This window comes from Mesorhizobium sp. BHbdii (assembly GCF_053848045.1).
Map to the genome: position 1 here is coordinate 194,240 of NZ_JBSPKX010000005.1, position 19,598 is coordinate 213,837.

The window sequence follows — 19,598 nt, forward strand, 5'->3', positions numbered from 1 at the left end:
TCGTTGTACACCACGTGTTAGCGTGTGAAGCATCCCTAAGTAACTATCGTATTCTGGAACTCGATTTATGGCCGTACTTGGCGCCCTCCCTCCCGACGTCCACTGTCGACCAATTCGCGAAGCTGATTGGGAAGGAGTGGTCGACTGCCTGTGCCGGGGTTTTCCGGAGCGTGACCGGAGTTACTGGATACAGGCGCTGACCCGTTTGTCGCTGCGGCCTGCCGTCGCCGAATTCCAACAATACGGTTTTGCTTTGGAGAAGGCTGGTCGGATCGTCGGCGTTGTGCTGACCCTTTATACCCGTTATCGCAGGGAGGAAGGCGACGAAATCCGCTGCAATCTTTCAAGCTGGTCCGTAGACGCGGAATTCCGCCCCTATGCCATCAAGCTGATAACGGCGGTTCTCAAGCAAAGAGACGTGACCTACACGAACGTTTCGCCGGCGCCCGCGACATTAAAGCACAATTTGGCGCTCGGCTTTCGCCTCTTTTCCAGCGGACAATTTGCCTTCCTGCCGGCGTTTAGTTCGGTGCAACGGTCCTGTCGCGTGCTTGAAGCTCGTTCCGATCTTGCCGAAATGGCCATGCTGTCCGACAGTGAGAGATACATACTCTCGGAACACGCCGCGCTGGGCTGCCTGTCATTGATTTGCATTTGCGACGGAGCAGCGTTTCCTTTCGTATTAATGCCACGCCGGACATTGCGCGGTCTTATCCCATCCTATCAGGTCATCTATTGCCGCTCCCTCGCGGATTTGAGCCGGTGCGCCGGTGCTGTGGGGCGCTTTCTCTTGCGAAGCGGCATCCTGCTGTGCGTCGTCGACGCCAAGGAGCCGATTGCAGGCCTGTTCGGGTGGTACCGCCCCAACAGGGGGCTGAAGTACTTCAAGGGGCCCAGGCCACCCTCGCTCGGAGATCTGACGTTCACCGAGCTTGTGATATTCGGTCCCTGAACACCAAGCGCAACGCCGCCCCCGATTTGCAGCAATGCCGATGCCTCTGGCCTATCTATCCGGCGGCCGCGCGGTGTCTCGGCTTATGACTGCAGCCCTGTCGCCTGAGGGGCAAGCTCGATGCGCTCAACGCAGTCAGCCAAGACGCCTCACGCCTCGGCCTGCGACTTCACATAGGCGATATAGCCGCGCACGTCGGCGGCCGGCTCGGCATAGGCTTTGCCGAGCTTCTTCTCGATCGCCGCCATGTACTCCATCGCCCATTGGGGCAGCGCGTAGTCGATGACTGCCAGGAATTCGAGCGTCGCCGCCAGGCGAATGTCGGCGATCGACGGATTCTTGCCGCCGATGAACGGCTTGCCGTTCCTGAAGAAGCTGTGAAAGACCTCCAGCGGCTCGGCTATCGCGGCTATAGCGGCCTTCTGGGCTTCCGACTTCTTGTCGGGATGAGCGTCGCTGTGGCCGACCTCGCCGGCATATTGTGGGAAGTTCAGCGCAGGATAGGTGGCGCGCGCCACATAGGGGTAGAGCGTGCCGATCAGGTAGAACATGGCGCTATCGATCATTGCCCGCTTGGCCGGCGCCTTGGGATATAATTTCTCCAGCCCATGCTTGTTGGCGAGATACTGCATGATGGCGCAGCTTTCCCACAGGACGCCTCTCGGCAAGCCCTTGTCCTCGATCATCGGCGTCAGATGCGCCGGGTTTCGCGCCATGTATTCAGGCGAGCGTGTGTGGCCCCATACGTCGGTCTCGGAATGGTCGAGCCCGGCCGCGCGCGCAAACACCCGAACGCTCATATTGTTGACGCTCGGCTTCAGCATGCTGAGCGTCAGCCCGGCTTTTTTCGCTGATTTCGCTTTGGCCTTGGCCGCGGGCTTCGCGGATGCCTTGCCTGCAGGTTTTGCGGCGGCTTTCGTTGCCGACTCCGCGGAAGCTTTCGGCGCCTTGGCAGCAGGCTTTGTCGCCTTGGCAGCTGGTTTTGTGGCGGCCTTGGCAGCCGGCTTCTTCGCACTCTTCGTTGTCGTCTTTGCCATTATGGTCCTCCCTCGGGTTGCTGTCGTCAGTATGGATTTTTCGGCGCGCGGTCCTCCGACAAGGTCGCGCGGGAGCGCTCGACAAGCGCCTGGATCGCGTCGGCGAGATGCACTTCGGCGATTGCGTAGTCGCCGCGCGCGACGCGAATCTTGTGCGCCTGCATCAGCACGTCGGCATGGGTGAAGCCCGCCGGCGGGTCGAAACGGTAGGAGGCGAGTTCGATCAGCAGGCCGAGCGGATCCTCGAAATAGATCGAATCCATAAAACCGCGATCCTTGACGCCGCTGTGCTTGATGGCGCGCTCGTCGAGCCGGGCAACCGCCTGCAGGAAGGTGACGCGCGACACCGCAAACGCGATGTGATGGACGCAGCCCGTATCGGTCGGCGTGCGCCGCTTGACCGGCGTGCGGCTCTCATCGGTGAAGATAGTGATCAGCCGGCCGTCACCCGGATCGAAATAGAGGTGGCTTTCGCTGGCCTTGTCGAGATTGGGCTGCTCGAAGATGAAAGGCATGCCAAGCACGCCTTCCCAGAAATCGATCGAAGTCTGGCGCCCGGCGCCGACCAGCGTGATGTGATGGACACCCTGCGACTGCAGTTTCTGCATTTGGCCCTCTCTCCCTGCGCTCTTCTCTTCCCGGCGAGCTTCGATCTATTCGCTGCGCGACAAATTCATCTCCGGCGGCGTTCTGCACCTTTGGCCCCTATTTACATGACGCGATGCTAATTCAATTGAGGGGGCCGCGCCAGAAGCGGTGACTGCGGCCGTGACCGACGGCGATGCCAGGTACGCTAACGTTTTGAGATCCTTGGTACGCCCAAGGGGAATCGAACCCCTGTTCCCGCCGTGAGAGGGCGGTGTCCTGACCGCTAGACGATGGGCGCGTTCAAGAACCGGCGATATAGGCTGACGGCTGGGAAAAAGCAACTGGGCTTCGGACAGTCGATGATGCTGGAAAAATATCCGTTGCAATCCTATCGTTTCGGCTCGATCAGGTCCCAGAGATTTCCATGGAGATCGGCGAAAACCGCCACCGTACCGTAGGCCTCGTGGCGAGGTGCCTCACGGAATTCGATGTCCTTTTCGAGCATTGCCGTGTGGTCGCGGACAAAATCGTCGGTTTCGAGAAACAAAAAGACGCGGCCGCCGGTCTGGTTGCCGATGCGGCTTGTTTGCGCATCATCGGCCGCTTCGGCCAGCAGCAGCCGCGCGCCTTGTCCGTTGGCTGGCGCCACCGTGACCCAGCGCTTGCCGCCGCCAAGATCGACGTCTTCGATGAGCAAAAAGCCCAGCTTGCCGACGTACCAGGAGATCGCCTCATCATAGTTTCTGACCACGAGCGCGACCGTGGCCACACGGCGATGTCCGACGAATCCAGTCATTTGTTACGGATCGAAAAGCGACCGACAACGCGGCGCTCAGTGATGTCGTAGACAAAGATGGCGCGGCTGCCGTCGGCAAGTTCCGCATCGATGGAGACGCGGTTGCCGGAGAGTGACTGGCTGATGACCTTGGCGCCGACCGGCAGCACGACGTCGCCGGTCAGCGGCTCGCCGGCCGGCACCTGGATGTCGCCGGCAAGTGATGGAGTTGCTGGTGGCGCGGTGCGCGTTTTGTAGACAAGGGCCGCGATCACCACCATAAGGGCGAGGAACAGCAGTCCAAGATTGATGGCCACGAAGCGGACGAGCTTCTTGCGCACCTTTTCAACCTCGGGGTCGAGCGGCTTTTCCTCGTCTTCGTCGGCAGCAGCCATGGCAAACATTCCGGAACGATTTTCGATGAGCGCTCATAACGAAGAGGCCCCCATATTGATAGAGGATGGATTGATAGGGAATGGATTGATGGAGGGCGGATCGCCAGACGGTAGATCGCCAAACGGGGGATCGATCGTGCTGGAAGCGGGTCCCGATGCGGCCGGCCAGCGCCTCGACCAGTGGCTGGCGGGCAAGCTCGGCCCGGACATGTCGCGCAGCCGGGTGCAGATGCTGATCAGACAGGGCGCCGTCAAGGTCGGCGGCCAGCCGGTCAACGAGACCAAACGCAAGATGGCGGCCGGTGACCGCGTATCGGTCGATATGCCGGAGCCGGAGCCGGCGGAGCCACAAGGCGAGAACATCGCGCTCGACGTCCTCTATGAAGACAATGAATTGATCGTCATCAACAAGCCGCCTGGGCTTGTCGTCCATCCCGGCGCCGGCAACTGGACCGGCACGCTGGTCAACGCGCTGATCCACCATTGCGGCGACAGTCTTTCCGGCATCGGCGGTGTGCGGCGGCCGGGCATCGTCCATCGCCTGGACAAGGAGACCAGTGGCGTCATGGTCGTCGCCAAGACCGATCGAGCCCACAAGTCATTGTCGGAGGCCTTTGCCGATCATGGCCTGACCGGCGATCTCAAACGCGCCTACCTGGCGCTGGTCTGGGGCATACCGATGAGACCGACAGGCACGGTCGACGAGCCGCTCGGCCGCGCCGTCGACCGCGTGCGCCGCGCCGTGGTGCCGGAGGGCCGCGACGATGCCCGCCATGCCGTCACCCACTTCACCGTGATCGAGCGCTTTGGCGAGCAGCAAAAGCAATTTGCCACGGCAAGTCTGGTCGAATGCCGGCTCGAGACCGGCCGCACCCATCAGATCCGTGTCCATATGGCCCATATCGGCCATCCGGTCGTCGGCGATCCCGATTACGGCCAGGCCTTTCGCACTAAGGCGAACCGGCTGCCCGAGCCGCTGAAGGGCCGGGTGAAGGCATTTCCGCGACAGGCATTGCATGCCCGCCTCCTTGAATTTCGGCATCCGACGACCCATTTAACAATGAGGTTCGAGGCGCCTGTACCGAGGGATATGGAGGAACTCGTCGACGGCTTCCGCAAACTCTGAATCGCCTTCTTTCCATTCAAAACCTGATTGCAAAAACCTGACCGGCGTTGTTCACTTTGGCGTGACACACTGTTTCGTGTTGAACCAATGCTGTCCTTTCTGGTTTTGTTCCTATATACACCGGTTGTCGCGAACGAGCCTTTGGCGTTCGCGATATATGCCCGCCACATTTCGGGGGCACCACTCCAAGAGAGAGGGGCGCTATCATGGCCCAGTCATTACCCAGTATTGTTTCCGGCGAAGGCGGCCTCAGCCGCTACCTGGAAGAAATCCGTCGCTTTCCGATGCTTCAGCCGCAGGAAGAGTACATGCTCGCCAAGCGTTACGCCGAGCATGAGGACACCACGGCTGCACACAAGCTCGTCACCAGCCATCTTAGGCTCGTCGCCAAGATCGCCATGGGCTATCGCGGCTACGGCCTGCCGATCGGCGAGGTGATCTCGGAAGGCAATGTCGGCCTGATGCAGGCCGTCAAGAAATTCGAACCGGAGCGCGGCTTCCGGCTCGCCACCTATGCCATGTGGTGGATCAAGGCCTCGATCCAGGAATACATCCTGCGCTCGTGGAGCCTGGTCAAGATGGGCACGACCGCCAACCAGAAGCGCCTGTTCTTCAACCTGCGCAAGGTGAAGGGCAAGATCCAGGCGCTCGACGACGGCGATTTGAAGCCCGACCAGATCACCGAGATAGCCACCCGCCTCAACGTGTCCGAGGCCGAGGTGGTGTCGATGAACCGCCGCCTGTCGGGCGACGCCTCGCTCAACGCACCGATCAGGGCGAGCGAAGGCGAGTCCGGTGAGTGGCAGGACTGGCTGGTCGACGACCACGAAAGCCAGGAAGAGGCGCTGATCGAGCAGGACGAGCTGGAAAACCGGCGCGGCATGCTGTCGGGCGCTCTTACCGTGCTCAACGAGCGCGAGCGGCGCATCTTCGAGGCGCGCCGCCTGGCCGAGGAGCCGCTGACGCTGGAAGAATTGTCGGCCGAGTTCGACATCAGCCGCGAGCGCGTGCGCCAGATCGAGGTGCGCGCCTTCGAGAAGGTGCAGGACGCGGTCAAGGCCGCGGCCAAGCGCCAGATGCAGGCGCTGCGCACCATCGAGGCGCAGCCGGCGGCGTAAACGCTCCGACGGAAAAATAACGGCGGCGTCAGGTAACTGGCGCCGCCTTTTTTATGGGGTTCTCCGACTGCCGGGAGAATTGTCCCTTGGTGTCATGTTCTAGCTAGGGTTGCCGGTTCCGCCGCACCTTCGCGGACGCACGATCCGTCGCGATAAACCGCTCAATCATCGGTGCGATCAGCCTGGCCGGATCATAGCGGCAATATAGCAATTTTCCCCAAGACCTGGAAACCGCAACGCTGCAAATTGTGGCGGCAATGTTCCGGCGCCGACACGGGCTTCCGTCGCGAAATTCCAAAAGGCGGCGCTTGCGGCAGGCCGGCACGACAATGGGCCGCCGGGGCTGCGCTGGGCAGTTGAGCTCGTCTATTTGGAAACAAGGCAGTATGACGATGACGATTTCTCCTTTTCTCACCGCCCTCGGATCCGAAGGTCCCCCAGCCGACCGAGCGAAAGACATGGACCTGTATGGATGGCTAATTGGAAGCTGGGAAATGGACTCGGTCCACTACCTCCACGACGGCACAATCCAGAAATGCAATGGAGAATGCCATTTTGGCTGGGTGCTCGAAGGCCGCGCGATTCAGGACGTTTGGATCAGGCCCAAGCGCCCTGCGCCGTCCACGATGTATGGGACGACTTTGCGCATCTTCGATCCAGGGATCGAGGGATGGCACATCGTATGGAACGACCCGCTCAACCGAGATCACTCACGCCAGATCGGGCGGGCCGAGGGAAAGGACATTGTCCAGCTCGGTAATGACTCGCGCGGTCTGACAACTCGATGGCGCTTCACTGAGATCACTGCCAACAGCTTCCATTGGATCGGCGAGGAAAGATCTTTCGAGAGCGATCCTTGGCAAATCACGTATGAACATTTAGCCCGCCGAACAAAACCCTGAAGCTAGAGTAGCTGGCGCCTGCGCCGCTCCTCCTCCGGCTGCCGGGCACTTTCTCCCCGTATAGTGACGGGGAGAAGAGGCAGATCGCACCGCCGGCACTCTTTTTGCAACGTCGAAAATTGGCGAAATCGCCAGCGAAAAGCGCCCTTCTCCCCGTCACTGTACGGGGAGAAGTGCCCGGCAGGGCGATGAGGGGCGGGGCCGAGTTTAAAATAGAGTTGTAGTGCCAGCGACCCATCTCATCACAAGCAATCGAGCGGAAATTTCAAATACCGGCGGCCGTTGGATTCCGGTTCCGGCAAGCGCCCGCCATTCATGTTGACCTGCAGCGCGTGCAGGATCAGCCTCGGCATCGGCAGCGTCCTGTCGCGTGCCTCGCGCAACGCTACGAAATCGGCCTCTGTCCTGCAGGCGGCAACATGGGTGTTCTTGGATTTCTGTTCCGCAACAGTGCTCTCCCACAAGACTTCGCGCCCCTCCGCCTGGTAGTCATGACCGACGAACAGACGTGTCTCGTCCGGTAGCGCGAGGATATCCTGGATCGAGCGCCAGAGTCGCGCGGCACTGCCTCCGGGAAAATCCGCTCTTGCCGTGCCGCTGTCCGGCATGAACAGCGTATCATGGATGAAAGCGGCGTCGCCGATCACATAGGTAATCGAGGCCAGTGTATGGCCCGGCGAAAAAAGTACCTTTGCCGGAATGCCGCCGACCGAAAAGGTCTCGCCGTCGGCAAACAGCCTGTTCCACTGCGATCCGTCGGCAGGAAAATCCGGCCAATTGTAGATCGCTTTCCACAATTTCTGGACGTCGATAATCTTGTTGCCGATCGCCGTAGGCGCTCCTGTCTTCTCGTTGAGATAGTGCGCCGCCGAGAAATGGTCGGCGTGGGGATGCGTGTCGAGAATCCATTCGACGACCAGCCGTTGATCTCTAATGAACTCAAGCATCGCGTCGGCATTCTTGGTCGCCGTGGCGCCGGATTTCTCATCGAAATCAAGAACGGGATCGATGATTGCGCATCGTCGCGTCTGTGGGTCGGCGACGACATACTGGATGGACCCGCTCGGCTTGTCGTAAAAGCCTGCCACTTGCAGCTTGGCCGATGTCGCGTCCAATCTCGGCTCCCTCAACGCCCACCCGGCAGGAATGGTTTTCCCTGCCGGGGTAAAAGAAGAGCATGGTCGTTCGCCAGCGCCACGCCGTCAAGCACCGCATGCTTCGCCGAGGCAAAAAGGCCGAAAATCCTTCCGTGCGTCCTGGCCGCTCAGGCTGAGGGCTGCTTGGTCTTCCGGAGATACGGCAGGATCGTCTCGTAGGCGCCGAAACGCTTGATCGCGTCCTCATTGGAAACGGCGGCGGTGATGATGACGTCCTCGCCCTGCTTCCAGTTCGCCGGCGTCGCCACCTGGTGCTTGGCAGTCAGTTGCATGGAATCGATCGCACGCAGGATCTCATCGAAGTTGCGGCCGGTCGTCATCGGATAGGTGAGAACCAGCTTGATCTTCTTGTCGGGGCCGATGACGTAGACCGAACGCACCGTCGCGTTGTCGGCGGGCGTGCGCCCTTCCGAGGTTTCGCCGGCACCCGCCGGCAGCATCTCGTAAAGCTTGGCGACCTTGAGGTCCTTGTCGCCGATCAGCGGGTAGTTCACCGATTGGCCGGTCGCCTTCTTGATATCATCCTGCCATTTGCCATGGCTTTCGACCGGATCGACGGAAATGCCGATGATCTTGACGTCGCGCTTCTTGAACTCGCCTTCCAGGCCGGCCATCGTGCCGAGCTCGGTCGTGCAGACCGGCGTGAAATTCTTCGGATGGCTGAAAAGCACCGCCCAGCCGTCACCGATCCATTCGTGGAAATTGATCGTCCCTTGCGTGGTTTCCGCCGTGAAATCCGGCGCGATATCGTTGATACGAAGGCTCATGACGTGTCCCTACCCTGTGATTGCAGCCGGCATTGACCGGCGTTGCTTTCGCCTTTCTACCACTCCCGCGTCATCCTTCAAACGCCTGTTGCACCGGCATCGAGGCCGGCGGCGAAAAATTTTTATTGCTTCTCGGCAATTGCAGCAGGAATTTTCGCTGCGCTGGCTCAGGCCTTGTTCACCGCCAGCGTCGTCGCCAGATCTTCCATGCGCTGGGCGAGCGCGCCAAGCGCTTGGGTCAGCACCGAATCGTTCTTGTCGGCCTTGGTCAGCGCGTCGTCACGCGTCTTGCGCAGCGTCAGCACTTCGCTTTCCATGCCCTTGACGCGTTTTTGCAGTTCCGAAAGCTCGTCCATGACCATGATGCCGGCCATCACGGTCAGCCGCTGGTCGCCGATCTCGCCGAATGAGTCTTTCAGATGCGAGACATAGCGGTCGAAGCGCTCGGCAAGGTCGATCAAATGCTCTTCCTGGCCCTCGTCGCAAGCCATGCGATACTGCTTGCCGTCGATGGAAACCGTGACTTGTGCCATTGGCCTACCTGTCCAGTCCCTATCTGTCCAACACGGCGCGGATGGTTTCCATGGCGGTCACCAGCCGACGCGACACTTCCTTGTTGGCGTCTTCCAGCCGTTCGGCGCGCGCTTCGGAATTGTCGAGTTCCTGCGCCAGCCGCGAGCGATCGGCGTTCATGCGCTGCACCTCCGCCTCGGCTTCCGTATAGTCGCGCTCGTGCTCGAGCTTGGCCGCGACGGCATTTTCCAGCCCCTCGATGGCCTTACCCAGCCTCGCGATGACTTCTTTGAGTGTCGTTTCCCCGGTCATGGCTTTCGTCCTGCGCCCTGCCCATCACCGAATCATCCACGTTCAGAACGCGTTATGTCTGAAACATTACCCGCCGTGTGAAGCCAACGTCAATAAAGCTCTCGCGGCTGTCCCCTGCTAACGCTAATGTAGAGCCCCCAAAGCCCTTCTGGCGCCATCACAAGACCGGCAAAAGCGCCGGTTTATTGACTAACAAGATCGGCGAAAGCGCGCCGGTTTGTTGACTAAAAAGCCGCGCCTGCTATGTGTCGCGCACGCTTTTCAAGGGCGCTCCCAAGGCCCAAACCCCCACACTGGAGGAAGCATGACCTCGCGTGAACAACATGACCGGATGGCCAATGCGATCCGTTTTCTTTCCATGGACGCCGTCGAGAAGGCCCAGTCCGGCCACCCCGGCCTGCCAATGGGCTGCGCCGACGTTGCCACGGTGCTGTTCACGCGTTTCCTGAAATACGATCCGAAGAACCCGCACTGGCCCGATCGAGACCGGTTCATTCTGTCGGCCGGCCACGGTTCGATGCTGCTCTATTCGCTGCTCTATCTGACCGGCTATGAAGACATCACCCTCGACCAGATCAAGCATTTCCGCCAGTTGGGATCGAGGACGGCGGGTCATCCCGAATATGGCCATGCCGCCGGCATCGAAACGACGACCGGCCCGCTCGGCCAGGGGCTTGCCAATTCGGTCGGCTTCGCACTCGGCGAGCGCATCATGAATGCCGCTTTCGGCAACGACCTCGTCGACCATTACACCTATGTGCTGGCCGGCGACGGCTGCCTGATGGAAGGCGTCTCCCAGGAAGCCATCGCACTTGCCGGGCATCTCAAGCTGAACAAGCTGATCGTCTTCTGGGACAACAATAACATCTCCATCGACGGCCCGGTGTCGCTGGCCGACAACACCGATCAGGTCGCTCGCTTTCAGGCGTCCGGCTGGAACGCCAGCCACATCGACGGCCAGGACCCGGAAGCGATCGCTTATGCTATCGAGGCGGCGCGCCATTCCGACAAACCGACGATGATCGCCTGCAAGACCACGATTGGCTTCGGCGCGCCGACCAAGGCGGGTACCAACAAGGCGCACGGTTCTCCGCTCGGCGCAGAGGAAATCGCCGGCGCCAGGAAGTTCTTCGGCTGGGACTATCCGCCCTTCGAGGTTCCTGCCGACATCCTCAATGCCTGGCGCGACGCCGGCAAGACGGGTGTCAAGGCACGCACCGACTGGGAAGGCCGCCTTGCCGAGGCCGACGCCCAATTGCGCAGCGAATTCGAGCGCCGCATCAGTGGCACGTTGCCAGCGAATTTCGACGCCGTCCTCACCGACTACAAGAAGAAACTCGCCGCAGACAAACCGAAGGTCGCCACTCGCAAATCGTCGGAAATGGCGCTCGAGATCATCAACGGCGCGGTGCCGGAAACGATCGGCGGCTCGGCCGACCTGACTGGCTCGAACAACACCAAGACCAGCCAGACCAAGAACATCACATCAGACGATTACGGCCAGCGCTACGTTCACTACGGCATCCGCGAGCACGGCATGGCGGCCGCCCTCAACGGGCTGACGCTGCATGGCGGCCTCATCGCCTATGGCGGCACGTTCATGTGCTTTTCCGATTACGCCCGTCCGGCGATGCGACTTGCCTCGCTGATGGGCATCCGCTCGATCTTCGTCATGACCCATGATTCCATCGGCCTCGGCGAAGACGGCCCGACCCATCAACCGGTGGAGCATCTGGCCGCACTGCGCGCCATCCCGAACCACAACGTCTTCCGTCCGGCCGACGCGGTCGAGACCGCCGAATGCTGGCAGCTGGCCATCGAGCAGGAAAAGACGCCTTCGACGCTGGCGCTGACCCGGCAGAACCTGCCGACCGTGCGCAACGACTTTGTTGCGGAAAACCTCAGCCGCCAGGGCGCCTATGAGTTGGCTGGCGCCAATGGCGATGCGGCGGTGACGATCTTCGCTTCGGGCTCCGAGGTCGAAATCGCGCTGGCGGCGCGCGAGGCGCTGGAAAAGCACGGCCATCCGACCCGCGTCGTCTCGGTGCCGTGCTTCGAATTGTTCGACAAGCAGAGCGCCGACTATCGCAAGAAGACGATCGGCAACGCGCCGATCAAGATCGCGATCGAAGCCGGCATCCGCCAAGGCTGGGATTATTTCATCGGCACCGACGGCATCTTCATCGGCATGACCGGCTTCGGCGCCTCTGGCACGATCGAACAGCTCTATCCGCATTTCGGCATCACCGCCGAAGCGACGGTGAAGGCGGCGGAAGCCCGCCTGCACGGCGAGTAAAGCCAGGCGCCCGCGAAACCGCGCATAATGGTTTTGCGGGCAGCCTCCGTCTGGTGGACTTAAATCCAACCCATCGGCGGCTGGATTCTTTGCCAGCCCGCCGTTATGAAGCTGCGGACTTGATCTTCGGCCTCCAACTCCCAGGGAGAGAAAAATGACCGTCAGAGTTGCCATCAACGGATTCGGCCGCATCGGCCGCAACATCCTGCGCGCCATCCACGAATCCGGCCGCAAGGACATCGACGTCGTCGCCGTCAACGACCTCGGCCCGGTCGAAACAAACGCGCATCTGCTACGCTTCGACAGCGTGCATGGCCGCTTCCCGCATGAAGTGACGGTTGACGGTGACCAGATCACCGTCGGCACCGAAAAATTCAAGGTCACCGCGATCAAGGACCCGACGCAGTTGCCGTGGAAGGAGCTCGGCATCGATATTGCGCTCGAATGCACCGGCATCTTCACCGCCCGCGACAAGGCCGCCGCGCATCTGACCGCCGGCGCCAAGCGCGTCCTCGTCTCGGCGCCGGCGGAGGGCGCCGACCTCACCGTCGTCTATGGCATCAACCATGACAAGCTGACCAAGGACCACATCGTCATCTCGAACGCCTCCTGCACTACCAACTGCCTGGCACCGCTGGCAGCCGTGCTGCATGAGGCCGTCGGCATCGAGAAGGGCATGATGACGACGATCCACTCCTACACCGGCGACCAGCCGACGCTGGACACCATGCATAAGGATCTCTACCGCGCCCGCGCCGCGGCCCTGTCGCAGATCCCGACTTCGACCGGTGCGGCCAAGGCGATCGGCCTGGTGCTGCCCGATCTCAAGGGCAAGCTCGACGGCATCTCCATTCGCGTGCCGACTCCGAACGTCTCGGTTGTCGATTTCAAGTTCATCGCCAAGCGGCCGACGACCGTGCAGGAGATCAACGAGGCGGTGATCGCCGCCTCCAACGGCAAGCTGAAGGGCATTCTCGCCGTTACCCATCACCCGAACGTGTCGATCGACTTCAACCACGATCCGCATTCCTCGATCATGGCGCTCGACCAGACCAAGGTCATGGACGGCAACTTCGTTTCGGTGCTGTCCTGGTACGATAATGAATGGGGTTTTTCCAACCGCATGGCCGACACCGCAGTCGCCTTCGGCAAGACCATCGCCTGATCGCAGAACCATCTTCTCGCGACTTGGAAACGCCCGGCTCTGTCCGGGCGTTTTCATGAGAGCGCCCAGCGCCCTTTTGGATGCGCAAACGACGCCCTAACGGTTTGTTTGGCAAGACCGCGCCTTGAACGCCAAAACACTCAATAATCAGCGGCATAGGGCAAAAAACCACCCTCACGCCTTGCACCGGTCATGTCTTCGCCTCACTCTCCCGTAAAGCGAGAGGAACACGAATTCGAGGGGCAATTGGCGGATGGAGCATGCGATCTATCTCGTGACGCTGGTCGGCGCCGCACTGGTCGTCGCCGCCGCGTTTTCGAGCCTGATCGCCTTCCGCTTCGGCGCCCCTCTCTTGCTGCTGTTTCTCTGCATTGGCCTGGCCACGGGAACCGACGGCCTCGGCATCCAGTTCGACAATGCGCGGCTGGCTTATTTTGCCGGCTCACTGGCGCTGGCGGTCATCCTGTTCGATTCTGGTTTCGGCACGCCGCTCAACGCCTTGCGCCAGGCGGCCGGACCGGCACTGTCGCTGGCGACCATCGGCGTCCTTTTGACCACTGGCCTGTTCGGCGTCGTCGCCTATTATCTGCTCGATCTCAGCTGGCTGGAATCCTTCCTGCTCGGAGCTGCTGTCGCCTCGACCGACGCGGCAGCAGTGTTCTTCCTGTTGCGCGCCGGCGAGATCAATTTGCGCGAACGCGTGCGTTCCACGCTCGAGGTGGAATCCGGAACCAATGACCCAATCGCCATCTTCCTGACCATCAGCCTGGTCGAGATCATCGCCGCCAACGCCAGTCCCGAGGCCAGGGTGCTGTTTACGGATCTCGTCCTCGGCTTCCTTCTCAATATGGGGCTTGGCGCCATCGTCGGCATTTTCGGGGGCCTCGCCATCGTGCGTCTTGTCGACCGGCTCAATCTCGACCATGGGCTGCTGCCGATCTTCGTGCTGACGCTGTCGCTGATGGTGTTCGCCGCCGCCGGCGCCATTGGCGGCTCCGGTTTTCTGGCGGTCTATATTGCCGGCCTTATTGCCGGCAATTCCGACATTCGCGCCGTCACCATCCTCAAGCGCTTCCAGGACGGCATGTCGTGGCTGGCACAGATCATCATGTTCCTGGTCCTAGGCCTGTTCGCGACGCCCTCGCAATTTCCGGCGATCCTGCTGCCGGCGGTGCTGCTGGGCCTGTTCCTGATATTCGTGGCGCGGCCAGTCGCCGTCTGGCTTTGCCTGATGCCGTTCCGTCTGCCGCGCCCGGAAGTCGCCTTCGTCTCATGGGTGGGTCTGCGTGGCGCCGTGTCGATCCTGCTCGCCATCACGCCGCTGCTTGGCGGGCTTGAGAACGGTCGTCTCATCTTCAACACCGCCTTCATCGTCGTGCTGGTGTCGCTGGTCATCCAGGGATGGACCGTCGGACCGCTGGCACGCCGCCTCGGCCTGATCGTGCCGGCCCGCCTAGGCCCGTTGGACAAGGTCGAACTCGAATTGCCGGGCTCCGCCCACCACGAGCTTCTCGCCTATCGCGTAGCACCTGGCAGCCCGGTGGCGCGCGGGGAGCGCATTCCGCGCTGGGCGCGGCCGTCGCTGGTGCTGCGCGACGGGCGCTCGATGCGCTTCCAGGACATGGGCAGGCTCGCCGCCGGCGACCATGTCTACATTTTCGTGCCGGATCGCTATCCAGCCCTGCTCGACAAGCTGTTCGCCAGCCGGGCCGTGGTCGATCCCGAGGACGCGGACTTCTTCGGCGCCTTCGCCGTCGATCCGGCGCGCTCCGCCGCGGAACTTGAAGCCGCTTACGCGCCGGGCCTGACCGAGGAGGAACGCAAGCTGACCGTCGGCGACTTGGTGACGGAGCGGCTCGGCGGTCATGCCGAATATGCCGACCGCGTGCTGATTGGTCCGATCGAGCTGATCGTCCGCGATGTCGACGACAAAGGCAAGATCACTGGCCTCGGTCTTTCCCTCGAGCCGACCGCGCCGGTGGCACGGGTGCCGGTGTTCCTGAGTGCTGGCGAGATCGCCGACCGCGTCGCTGGCTTTGTGCGCAATTGGCGCAAGCGGATCAAAAAGCAGAGTGCCGAGGCGCCGGACGACGCGGAACGGTCTCCACAGCCGGCGGTGGAAAGGGCAACCGACGAGGGCTGACTGCTCCCGACACATGCCGTGTCATATTTTCCGCGTAGCACCGTTGCAGGTCTTGCATCGTCGTTGATGCGGGGTAAGGTCCCGGCGATTTTTCGCGAAAGGGAACAGCATGGCCGGCTTCAAGACACTGGACGACATCGGCAACATCGACGGCAAGCGTGTGCTGGTGCGCGTCGACCTCAACGTTCCCGTCGCCGACGGCAAGGTGACCGACGCCACCCGCATCGAGCGCATCGCGCCGACCATCATCGAGCTTTCCGGCAAGGGGGCCAAGGTCATCCTGCTTGCCCATTTCGGCCGGCCCAAGGATGGACCGTCGCCCGAATTCTCGCTTGAGCCGATCGCCAAGGCGAGCGCGAAGGTGCTTGGCTGCCCAGTCGGCTTCGCGCCGGATTGCATCGGCGACGCAGCGGCGAGCGCCGTCGCCGCCATGAACAACGGCGACGTGCTGCTGCTCGAAAACACCCGCTTCTACAAGGGCGAGGAGAAGAACGACACGGCCTTCACCGAAAAGCTCGCCGCCAATGGCGACATCTTCGTCAACGACGCCTTTTCCGCCGCCCACCGCGCCCATTCGTCGACGGAGGGGCTTGCACACCTGCTGCCGGCCTTCGCCGGCCGTACCATGCAGGCTGAGCTCGACGCGCTGGAAAAGGGCCTCGGCAATCCCGTCCGCCCTGTCGTCGCCATCGTCGGCGGCGCCAAGGTGTCGAGCAAGATCGACCTCTTGATGAATCTGGTGAAGAAGGTCGACGCGCTGGTCATCGGCGGCGGCATGGCCAACACCTTCCTCGCCGCGCGCGGCACCGATGTCGGAAAATCGCTGTGCGAGCATGATCTCGCCGGGACCGCCAAGCAGATCATGATCGAGGCGGCCGAAGCCGGCTGCGCCGTCATCCTGCCGGTCGACGGTGTCGTCGCCGAGGAATTCAAGGCGGGCGCCGCCAGCGAAACCGTCGCCATATCAGAGGTGCCGGCCGATGGCATGATCCTCGATGTCGGCGAAAAGACCGTGAGGACCGTTGCCGACTGGATCGACCGCGCTGCGACGCTGGTCTGGAACGGTCCGCTCGGCGCCTTCGAGATCGAACCGTTCGACCGGGCAACGGTGGCGGCAGCCAAGTACGCCGCGGCCCGCACCAAGGCCGGCAAACTGGTCTCGGTGGCCGGCGGCGGCGACACGGTGGCAGCACTCAATCATGCCGGCGTCGCCGACGACTTCACCTATGTCTCGACCGCCGGCGGCGCCTTTCTGGAATGGATGGAAGGCAAGCCGCTGCCCGGTGTCGATGTGCTGAAGCGCTGAGGCCCTGGGGCGGCAGGCGAACGAGGGGCGTTTGCGCGTTTCAATCGATTCGAGCTTTCCGATTGGAATGGTTCGACTTGAACCTGCCTTGCTCTAGTGGTCTGCTAGGATGGAACAAACGGTTCAGGAGGATGCACAATGAGCGAACGTCTCGAGGACATTGCCGCCGCGATGGTGGCCGACGGCAAGGGTCTTTTGGCCGCCGACGAAAGCTCCGGCACCATCAAGAAGCGCTTCGACGTGATCGGCGTCGAATCGACCGCCGACAGCCGCCGCGACTATCGCGAGATGATGTTCCGCGCCAGGGAGGCGATGACCAGATACATCTCCGGCGTCATCCTCTACGACGAGACTATCCGCCAGAAGGCCGCCGACGGCACGCCGTTGGTCGACATCATCAAGGCGACCGGCGCCATTCCAGGCATCAAGGTCGATGCCGGCGCCAAGCCTCTGGCCGGGTACCCCGGCGACACGATCACCGAAGGCCTCGACGGCTTGCGGGAGCGGCTCGCCGACTATTACAAGCTCGGCGCTCGTTTCGCGAAATGGCGTGCGGTGATCGACATCGACACCGCCAAGGGCGTGCCTTCAGCCACGTCGATCGGTTCGAATGCGCATGCGCTCGCCCGCTATGCGGCGCTTTGCCAGGAGGCCGGCATCGTGCCGATCGTCGAGCCGGAGGTGCTGATGGATGGCGCCCATGACATCGGCACCTGCTACGAGATCAGCAAGGCAACGCTGACAAAACTCTACACCGAGCTCTACGCGGCCCGCGTCGTCCTCGAAGGCACCATCTTGAAGCCGAACATGGTTCTCGCCGGCAAGAAGTCGGGCAAGACCAGCAGCCCCGAGGAAGTCGCCGAAAAGACCATAAAACTGTTCCGCGAAACGGTGCCGGCCGCAATCGGCGGCATCGCCTTTCTCTCGGGCGGGCAATCGGACGAGGAGGCGACCGCCAACCTCAATGCCATCAATGCCATCGGCCCGCATCCATGGAAGCTGACCTTTTCCTATGGCCGCGCCTTGCAGGCGGCGCCACAGAAGGCCTGGAGCGGCAAGGCGGCCAACGTTGCCGCTGCCCAGGCCGCCTTCGCCCACCGCGCCCACATGAACCATTTGGCCGCACTTGGAAAATGGCAGCCGGACCTGGAACGGGCCGCCTGACCGGTTTTTTGCCTTCGTCCGAACCCCGGGCCATGTGCCCGGTTCAATTTATGCTCCAAAAAACCGAGGGCCGTGTCGGCTTGCGTTGAGCCCAAACGTCCTTGGGACTCAAAGAGGAGCAGACTCATGCCAAACAACAAGATCGTTTCACGGAAAGACTGGTTCCAGGCGCACAAGGCGCATCTGGCCCGCGAGAAGGAATTGACGCGATTTCGCGACCGCATCGCTGCCGAACGGCGGGAATTGCCCTGGCTGAAGATCGGGAAGGACTATGTCTTCGAGACCGAACAGGGCCCGAAGAAACTGGCCGGCCTATTCGGAGGCGCAAGCCAGCTGATCGTCTACCACTTTATGTTCGGGCCGGGCGCCGATTATCGTTGCGAAGGGTGTTCCTTCCTTGCCGACCATATCGACGGCGCCAACCAGCACCTCAAGCATCACGATGTGTCGCTGGTCGTGATCTCGCGGGCGCCGTTGGCCGAATTTCTGCCCTACAAACAGCGCATGGGGTGGAAATTCAACTGGGTGTCGTCCTACGCGTCGGACTTCAACTTCGACATGCAGGTTTCCTTCACCGACAAACAGATCCAATCAGGCGACACGACCTACAATTTCGAGCAGCGCGCGCTGAAATCGAAGGACCTTCCCGGCATCAGCGTGTTCTACAGGGATGAGAACGGCGACATCTTCCTTACCTTCATGTCGCGCTCCAGGGGCGGCGATCCGCTGATCGGCGCTTATCACTATCTCGACCTGACGCCGAAAGGCCGCAACGAGACAGGTCCCTACCACAGCCTGATGGACTGGGTGCGGCTGCACGATGAATACGCAGACAGGCACGAGATGCAGGACGCCTGTTACCATTGACGACGGGCAGCCGACGCAAGATCTTTCGCCTTTAGCCCGATATGCGCTAAGTGCTGCTCGCCACGCCTTTAACGGACTTTCCCCATTAACGGTTTGCGATGCAGCGCTTTCTTGCCCTCCTCACCTGGCTCGCCTTTCCAGTCTATGTCTGGCAGGGACTCGGCGTGCGCCGCCGCACCACCCGCATGCTGCCGGCGCAAGGTCCGGTCATGCACGAGATATCAGGCCAGGCGCCAGCGATCTCGCTTCTGATGCTTGGCGATTCTTCCGCCGCTTCGGTCGGCATCGGCAATTCCGAGTACGGGTTGGCCGCGCAACTGGCCGAGTTGATCTCGCAACGCACTGGCCGTGCGGTGCGCTGGCGGGCAGCCGGCTTCAACTCGGCGACCTCAGGCCAGATCCGCGACCATGTGCTGCCCAATCTGTCGGCTGATCCTTGGACGCATATCGTGCTCGCCATCGGCACCAACGACACCAAGAACTTTCACTCGGTGCCACGCTTCAAAAGCGATTTTGGCGGCCTGCTCTACGCGCTGCGAGCTAAATGGCCTGAGGCGCGCGTCGTGTGGTCGCCGGTGCTGGAATTCACCCGGGCGCCGGCAATGCCGCCGCTGCTTGGAACGATCCTGGAGATCCGCGCCGCCGAGATGAACCGGATGGGCGAGCGCCTCTGCCTCGAACGCGGCGCAGTGCCGGCGCCGCGCCTGCCGATCACCGATGCCGAAGCCGGTTTTGCCTCCGACGGATTTCATGCCTCGGAAGCCGGCTACCGGGCCTGGGCGGAACATCTCGTCGACCTGGTGCTGGCCAACGAACCACGCGTAGCGTAGCGGGGCCGCCAGCTCTACGTCCAATGCCCCAGCGCCGCTGTTATCGAGATCGCCGCCATCGCCAGCACCGCCAGCTTCCAGAAATCGCTGCGCCGCTTCAGCCCCGGCCAGCCGAGCGGCTTGATCAGCTGGATGACCATCATGACAATGATAACGAGCGCGAGGAGTTTCGACATGCCGCTTTT

The 19,598-nt window shown here is 61.8% G+C and carries 20 protein-coding genes, 1 tRNA gene and 1 pseudogene; 11 read left to right on the forward strand and 11 right to left on the reverse strand.

Annotated features, from left to right (window positions below; all coding sequences use genetic code 11):
- Window positions 1-67: 67 nt before the first annotated feature.
- Window positions 68-952, forward strand: a complete 885-nt coding sequence (locus ACWTU8_RS24410; protein ID WP_455850180.1) for a hypothetical protein — start codon at window positions 68-70, stop codon at window positions 950-952.
- 149 nt (window positions 953-1,101) lie between these two features.
- Here ACWTU8_RS24410 and ACWTU8_RS24415 read toward each other — a convergent pair whose 3' ends face one another.
- The 5 genes from ACWTU8_RS24415 to ACWTU8_RS24435 all read right to left on the reverse strand — a co-directional run bounded on the left by ACWTU8_RS24415 (window position 1,102) and on the right by ACWTU8_RS24435 (window position 3,747).
- The gene (locus ACWTU8_RS24415; RefSeq protein ID WP_455850181.1) at window positions 1,102-1,989 is read right to left on the reverse strand and encodes a glutathione S-transferase family protein; all 888 of its coding nucleotides are present in this window, start codon (window positions 1,987-1,989) and stop codon (window positions 1,102-1,104) included.
- A 26-nt stretch (window positions 1,990-2,015) separates the two neighbouring features.
- Entirely contained in the window at window positions 2,016-2,597 is a 582-nt protein-coding gene (locus ACWTU8_RS24420; RefSeq protein WP_455850182.1) for a VOC family protein, read from the reverse strand.
- Window positions 2,598-2,800: 203 nt separating this feature from the next.
- A tRNA-Glu gene (locus ACWTU8_RS24425) sits at window positions 2,801-2,875 on the reverse strand.
- A gap of 90 nt (window positions 2,876-2,965) precedes the next feature.
- Window positions 2,966-3,373, reverse strand: a complete 408-nt coding sequence (locus ACWTU8_RS24430) for a VOC family protein (protein WP_455850183.1) — start codon at window positions 3,371-3,373, stop codon at window positions 2,966-2,968.
- The gene (locus ACWTU8_RS24435; RefSeq protein ID WP_455850184.1) at window positions 3,370-3,747 is read right to left on the reverse strand and encodes a fimbrial protein; all 378 of its coding nucleotides are present in this window, start codon (window positions 3,745-3,747) and stop codon (window positions 3,370-3,372) included. Before ACWTU8_RS24435 ends, ACWTU8_RS24430 begins: the two co-directional genes overlap by 4 nt.
- A gap of 25 nt (window positions 3,748-3,772) precedes the next feature.
- On the opposite strand from ACWTU8_RS24435, the gene ACWTU8_RS24440 reads away from it, so the two are divergent.
- Together ACWTU8_RS24440 and rpoH are read left to right on the forward strand one after the other, a co-directional pair.
- Window positions 3,773-4,873, forward strand: coding sequence for an RluA family pseudouridine synthase (locus ACWTU8_RS24440; protein ID WP_455850185.1), 1,101 nt, complete (start codon window positions 3,773-3,775; stop codon window positions 4,871-4,873).
- 206 nt (window positions 4,874-5,079) lie between these two features.
- Window positions 5,080-5,991 (forward strand): RNA polymerase sigma factor RpoH, encoded by a 912-nt coding sequence (rpoH, locus tag ACWTU8_RS24445; protein ID WP_455850186.1) that lies wholly within the window; start codon window positions 5,080-5,082, stop codon window positions 5,989-5,991.
- A gap of 103 nt (window positions 5,992-6,094) precedes the next feature.
- Here the strand turns inward: rpoH and ACWTU8_RS24450 are convergent.
- Window positions 6,095-6,184 (reverse strand): annotated as a pseudogene (locus tag ACWTU8_RS24450) (DUF2274 domain-containing protein); the annotation flags it as partial.
- Between the two features lie 193 nt (window positions 6,185-6,377).
- Here ACWTU8_RS24450 and ACWTU8_RS24455 point away from each other — a divergent pair.
- Window positions 6,378-6,893, forward strand: a complete 516-nt coding sequence (locus tag ACWTU8_RS24455; RefSeq protein WP_455850187.1) for a hypothetical protein — start codon at window positions 6,378-6,380, stop codon at window positions 6,891-6,893.
- A 242-nt stretch (window positions 6,894-7,135) separates the two neighbouring features.
- Here ACWTU8_RS24455 and ACWTU8_RS24460 read toward each other — a convergent pair whose 3' ends face one another.
- From ACWTU8_RS24460 to ACWTU8_RS24475, 4 genes are all read right to left on the reverse strand, one after another.
- A complete protein-coding gene (locus ACWTU8_RS24460) occupies window positions 7,136-8,008 on the reverse strand; it encodes an MBL fold metallo-hydrolase (protein WP_455850188.1) in 873 nt (290 codons plus the stop codon).
- Window positions 8,009-8,157: 149 nt separating this feature from the next.
- Window positions 8,158-8,817: a peroxiredoxin gene (locus ACWTU8_RS24465; protein WP_065007495.1), complete on the reverse strand. Its 660-nt coding sequence runs from the start codon at window positions 8,815-8,817 to the stop codon at window positions 8,158-8,160.
- A gap of 167 nt (window positions 8,818-8,984) precedes the next feature.
- Complete coding sequence (locus ACWTU8_RS24470; RefSeq protein WP_023797070.1) at window positions 8,985-9,350, reverse strand: cell division protein ZapA; 366 nt, start codon at window positions 9,348-9,350, stop codon at window positions 8,985-8,987.
- A 19-nt stretch (window positions 9,351-9,369) separates the two neighbouring features.
- The gene (locus tag ACWTU8_RS24475) at window positions 9,370-9,642 is read right to left on the reverse strand and encodes a DUF4164 domain-containing protein (protein ID WP_023797069.1); all 273 of its coding nucleotides are present in this window, start codon (window positions 9,640-9,642) and stop codon (window positions 9,370-9,372) included.
- A 304-nt stretch (window positions 9,643-9,946) separates the two neighbouring features.
- Between ACWTU8_RS24475 and tkt the strand changes: the two genes are divergently transcribed.
- The 7 genes from tkt to ACWTU8_RS24510 all read left to right on the forward strand — a co-directional run bounded on the left by tkt (window position 9,947) and on the right by ACWTU8_RS24510 (window position 19,413).
- Window positions 9,947-11,938 (forward strand): transketolase, encoded by a 1,992-nt coding sequence (tkt, locus tag ACWTU8_RS24480; protein ID WP_287330322.1) that lies wholly within the window; start codon window positions 9,947-9,949, stop codon window positions 11,936-11,938.
- 154 nt (window positions 11,939-12,092) lie between these two features.
- Window positions 12,093-13,103: a type I glyceraldehyde-3-phosphate dehydrogenase gene (gene gap / locus ACWTU8_RS24485; protein ID WP_127208478.1), complete on the forward strand. Its 1,011-nt coding sequence runs from the start codon at window positions 12,093-12,095 to the stop codon at window positions 13,101-13,103.
- Between the two features lie 253 nt (window positions 13,104-13,356).
- A complete protein-coding gene (locus ACWTU8_RS24490) occupies window positions 13,357-15,246 on the forward strand; it encodes a potassium/proton antiporter (RefSeq protein WP_455850189.1) in 1,890 nt (629 codons plus the stop codon).
- A 109-nt stretch (window positions 15,247-15,355) separates the two neighbouring features.
- Window positions 15,356-16,552, forward strand: a complete 1,197-nt coding sequence (locus ACWTU8_RS24495) for a phosphoglycerate kinase (protein ID WP_455850190.1) — start codon at window positions 15,356-15,358, stop codon at window positions 16,550-16,552.
- Window positions 16,553-16,690: 138 nt separating this feature from the next.
- Window positions 16,691-17,716: a class I fructose-bisphosphate aldolase gene (locus ACWTU8_RS24500; protein WP_455850191.1), complete on the forward strand. Its 1,026-nt coding sequence runs from the start codon at window positions 16,691-16,693 to the stop codon at window positions 17,714-17,716.
- Between the two features lie 126 nt (window positions 17,717-17,842).
- Window positions 17,843-18,583: a DUF899 domain-containing protein gene (locus ACWTU8_RS24505; RefSeq protein ID WP_455850192.1), complete on the forward strand. Its 741-nt coding sequence runs from the start codon at window positions 17,843-17,845 to the stop codon at window positions 18,581-18,583.
- Between the two features lie 98 nt (window positions 18,584-18,681).
- The gene (locus tag ACWTU8_RS24510) at window positions 18,682-19,413 is read left to right on the forward strand and encodes an SGNH/GDSL hydrolase family protein (RefSeq protein ID WP_127212172.1); all 732 of its coding nucleotides are present in this window, start codon (window positions 18,682-18,684) and stop codon (window positions 19,411-19,413) included.
- A 14-nt stretch (window positions 19,414-19,427) separates the two neighbouring features.
- Here the strand turns inward: ACWTU8_RS24510 and ACWTU8_RS24515 are convergent, their stop codons facing one another.
- The gene (locus tag ACWTU8_RS24515) at window positions 19,428-19,589 is read right to left on the reverse strand and encodes a hypothetical protein (RefSeq protein WP_127314259.1); all 162 of its coding nucleotides are present in this window, start codon (window positions 19,587-19,589) and stop codon (window positions 19,428-19,430) included.
- Between the last annotated feature and the right edge of the window lie 9 nt (window positions 19,590-19,598).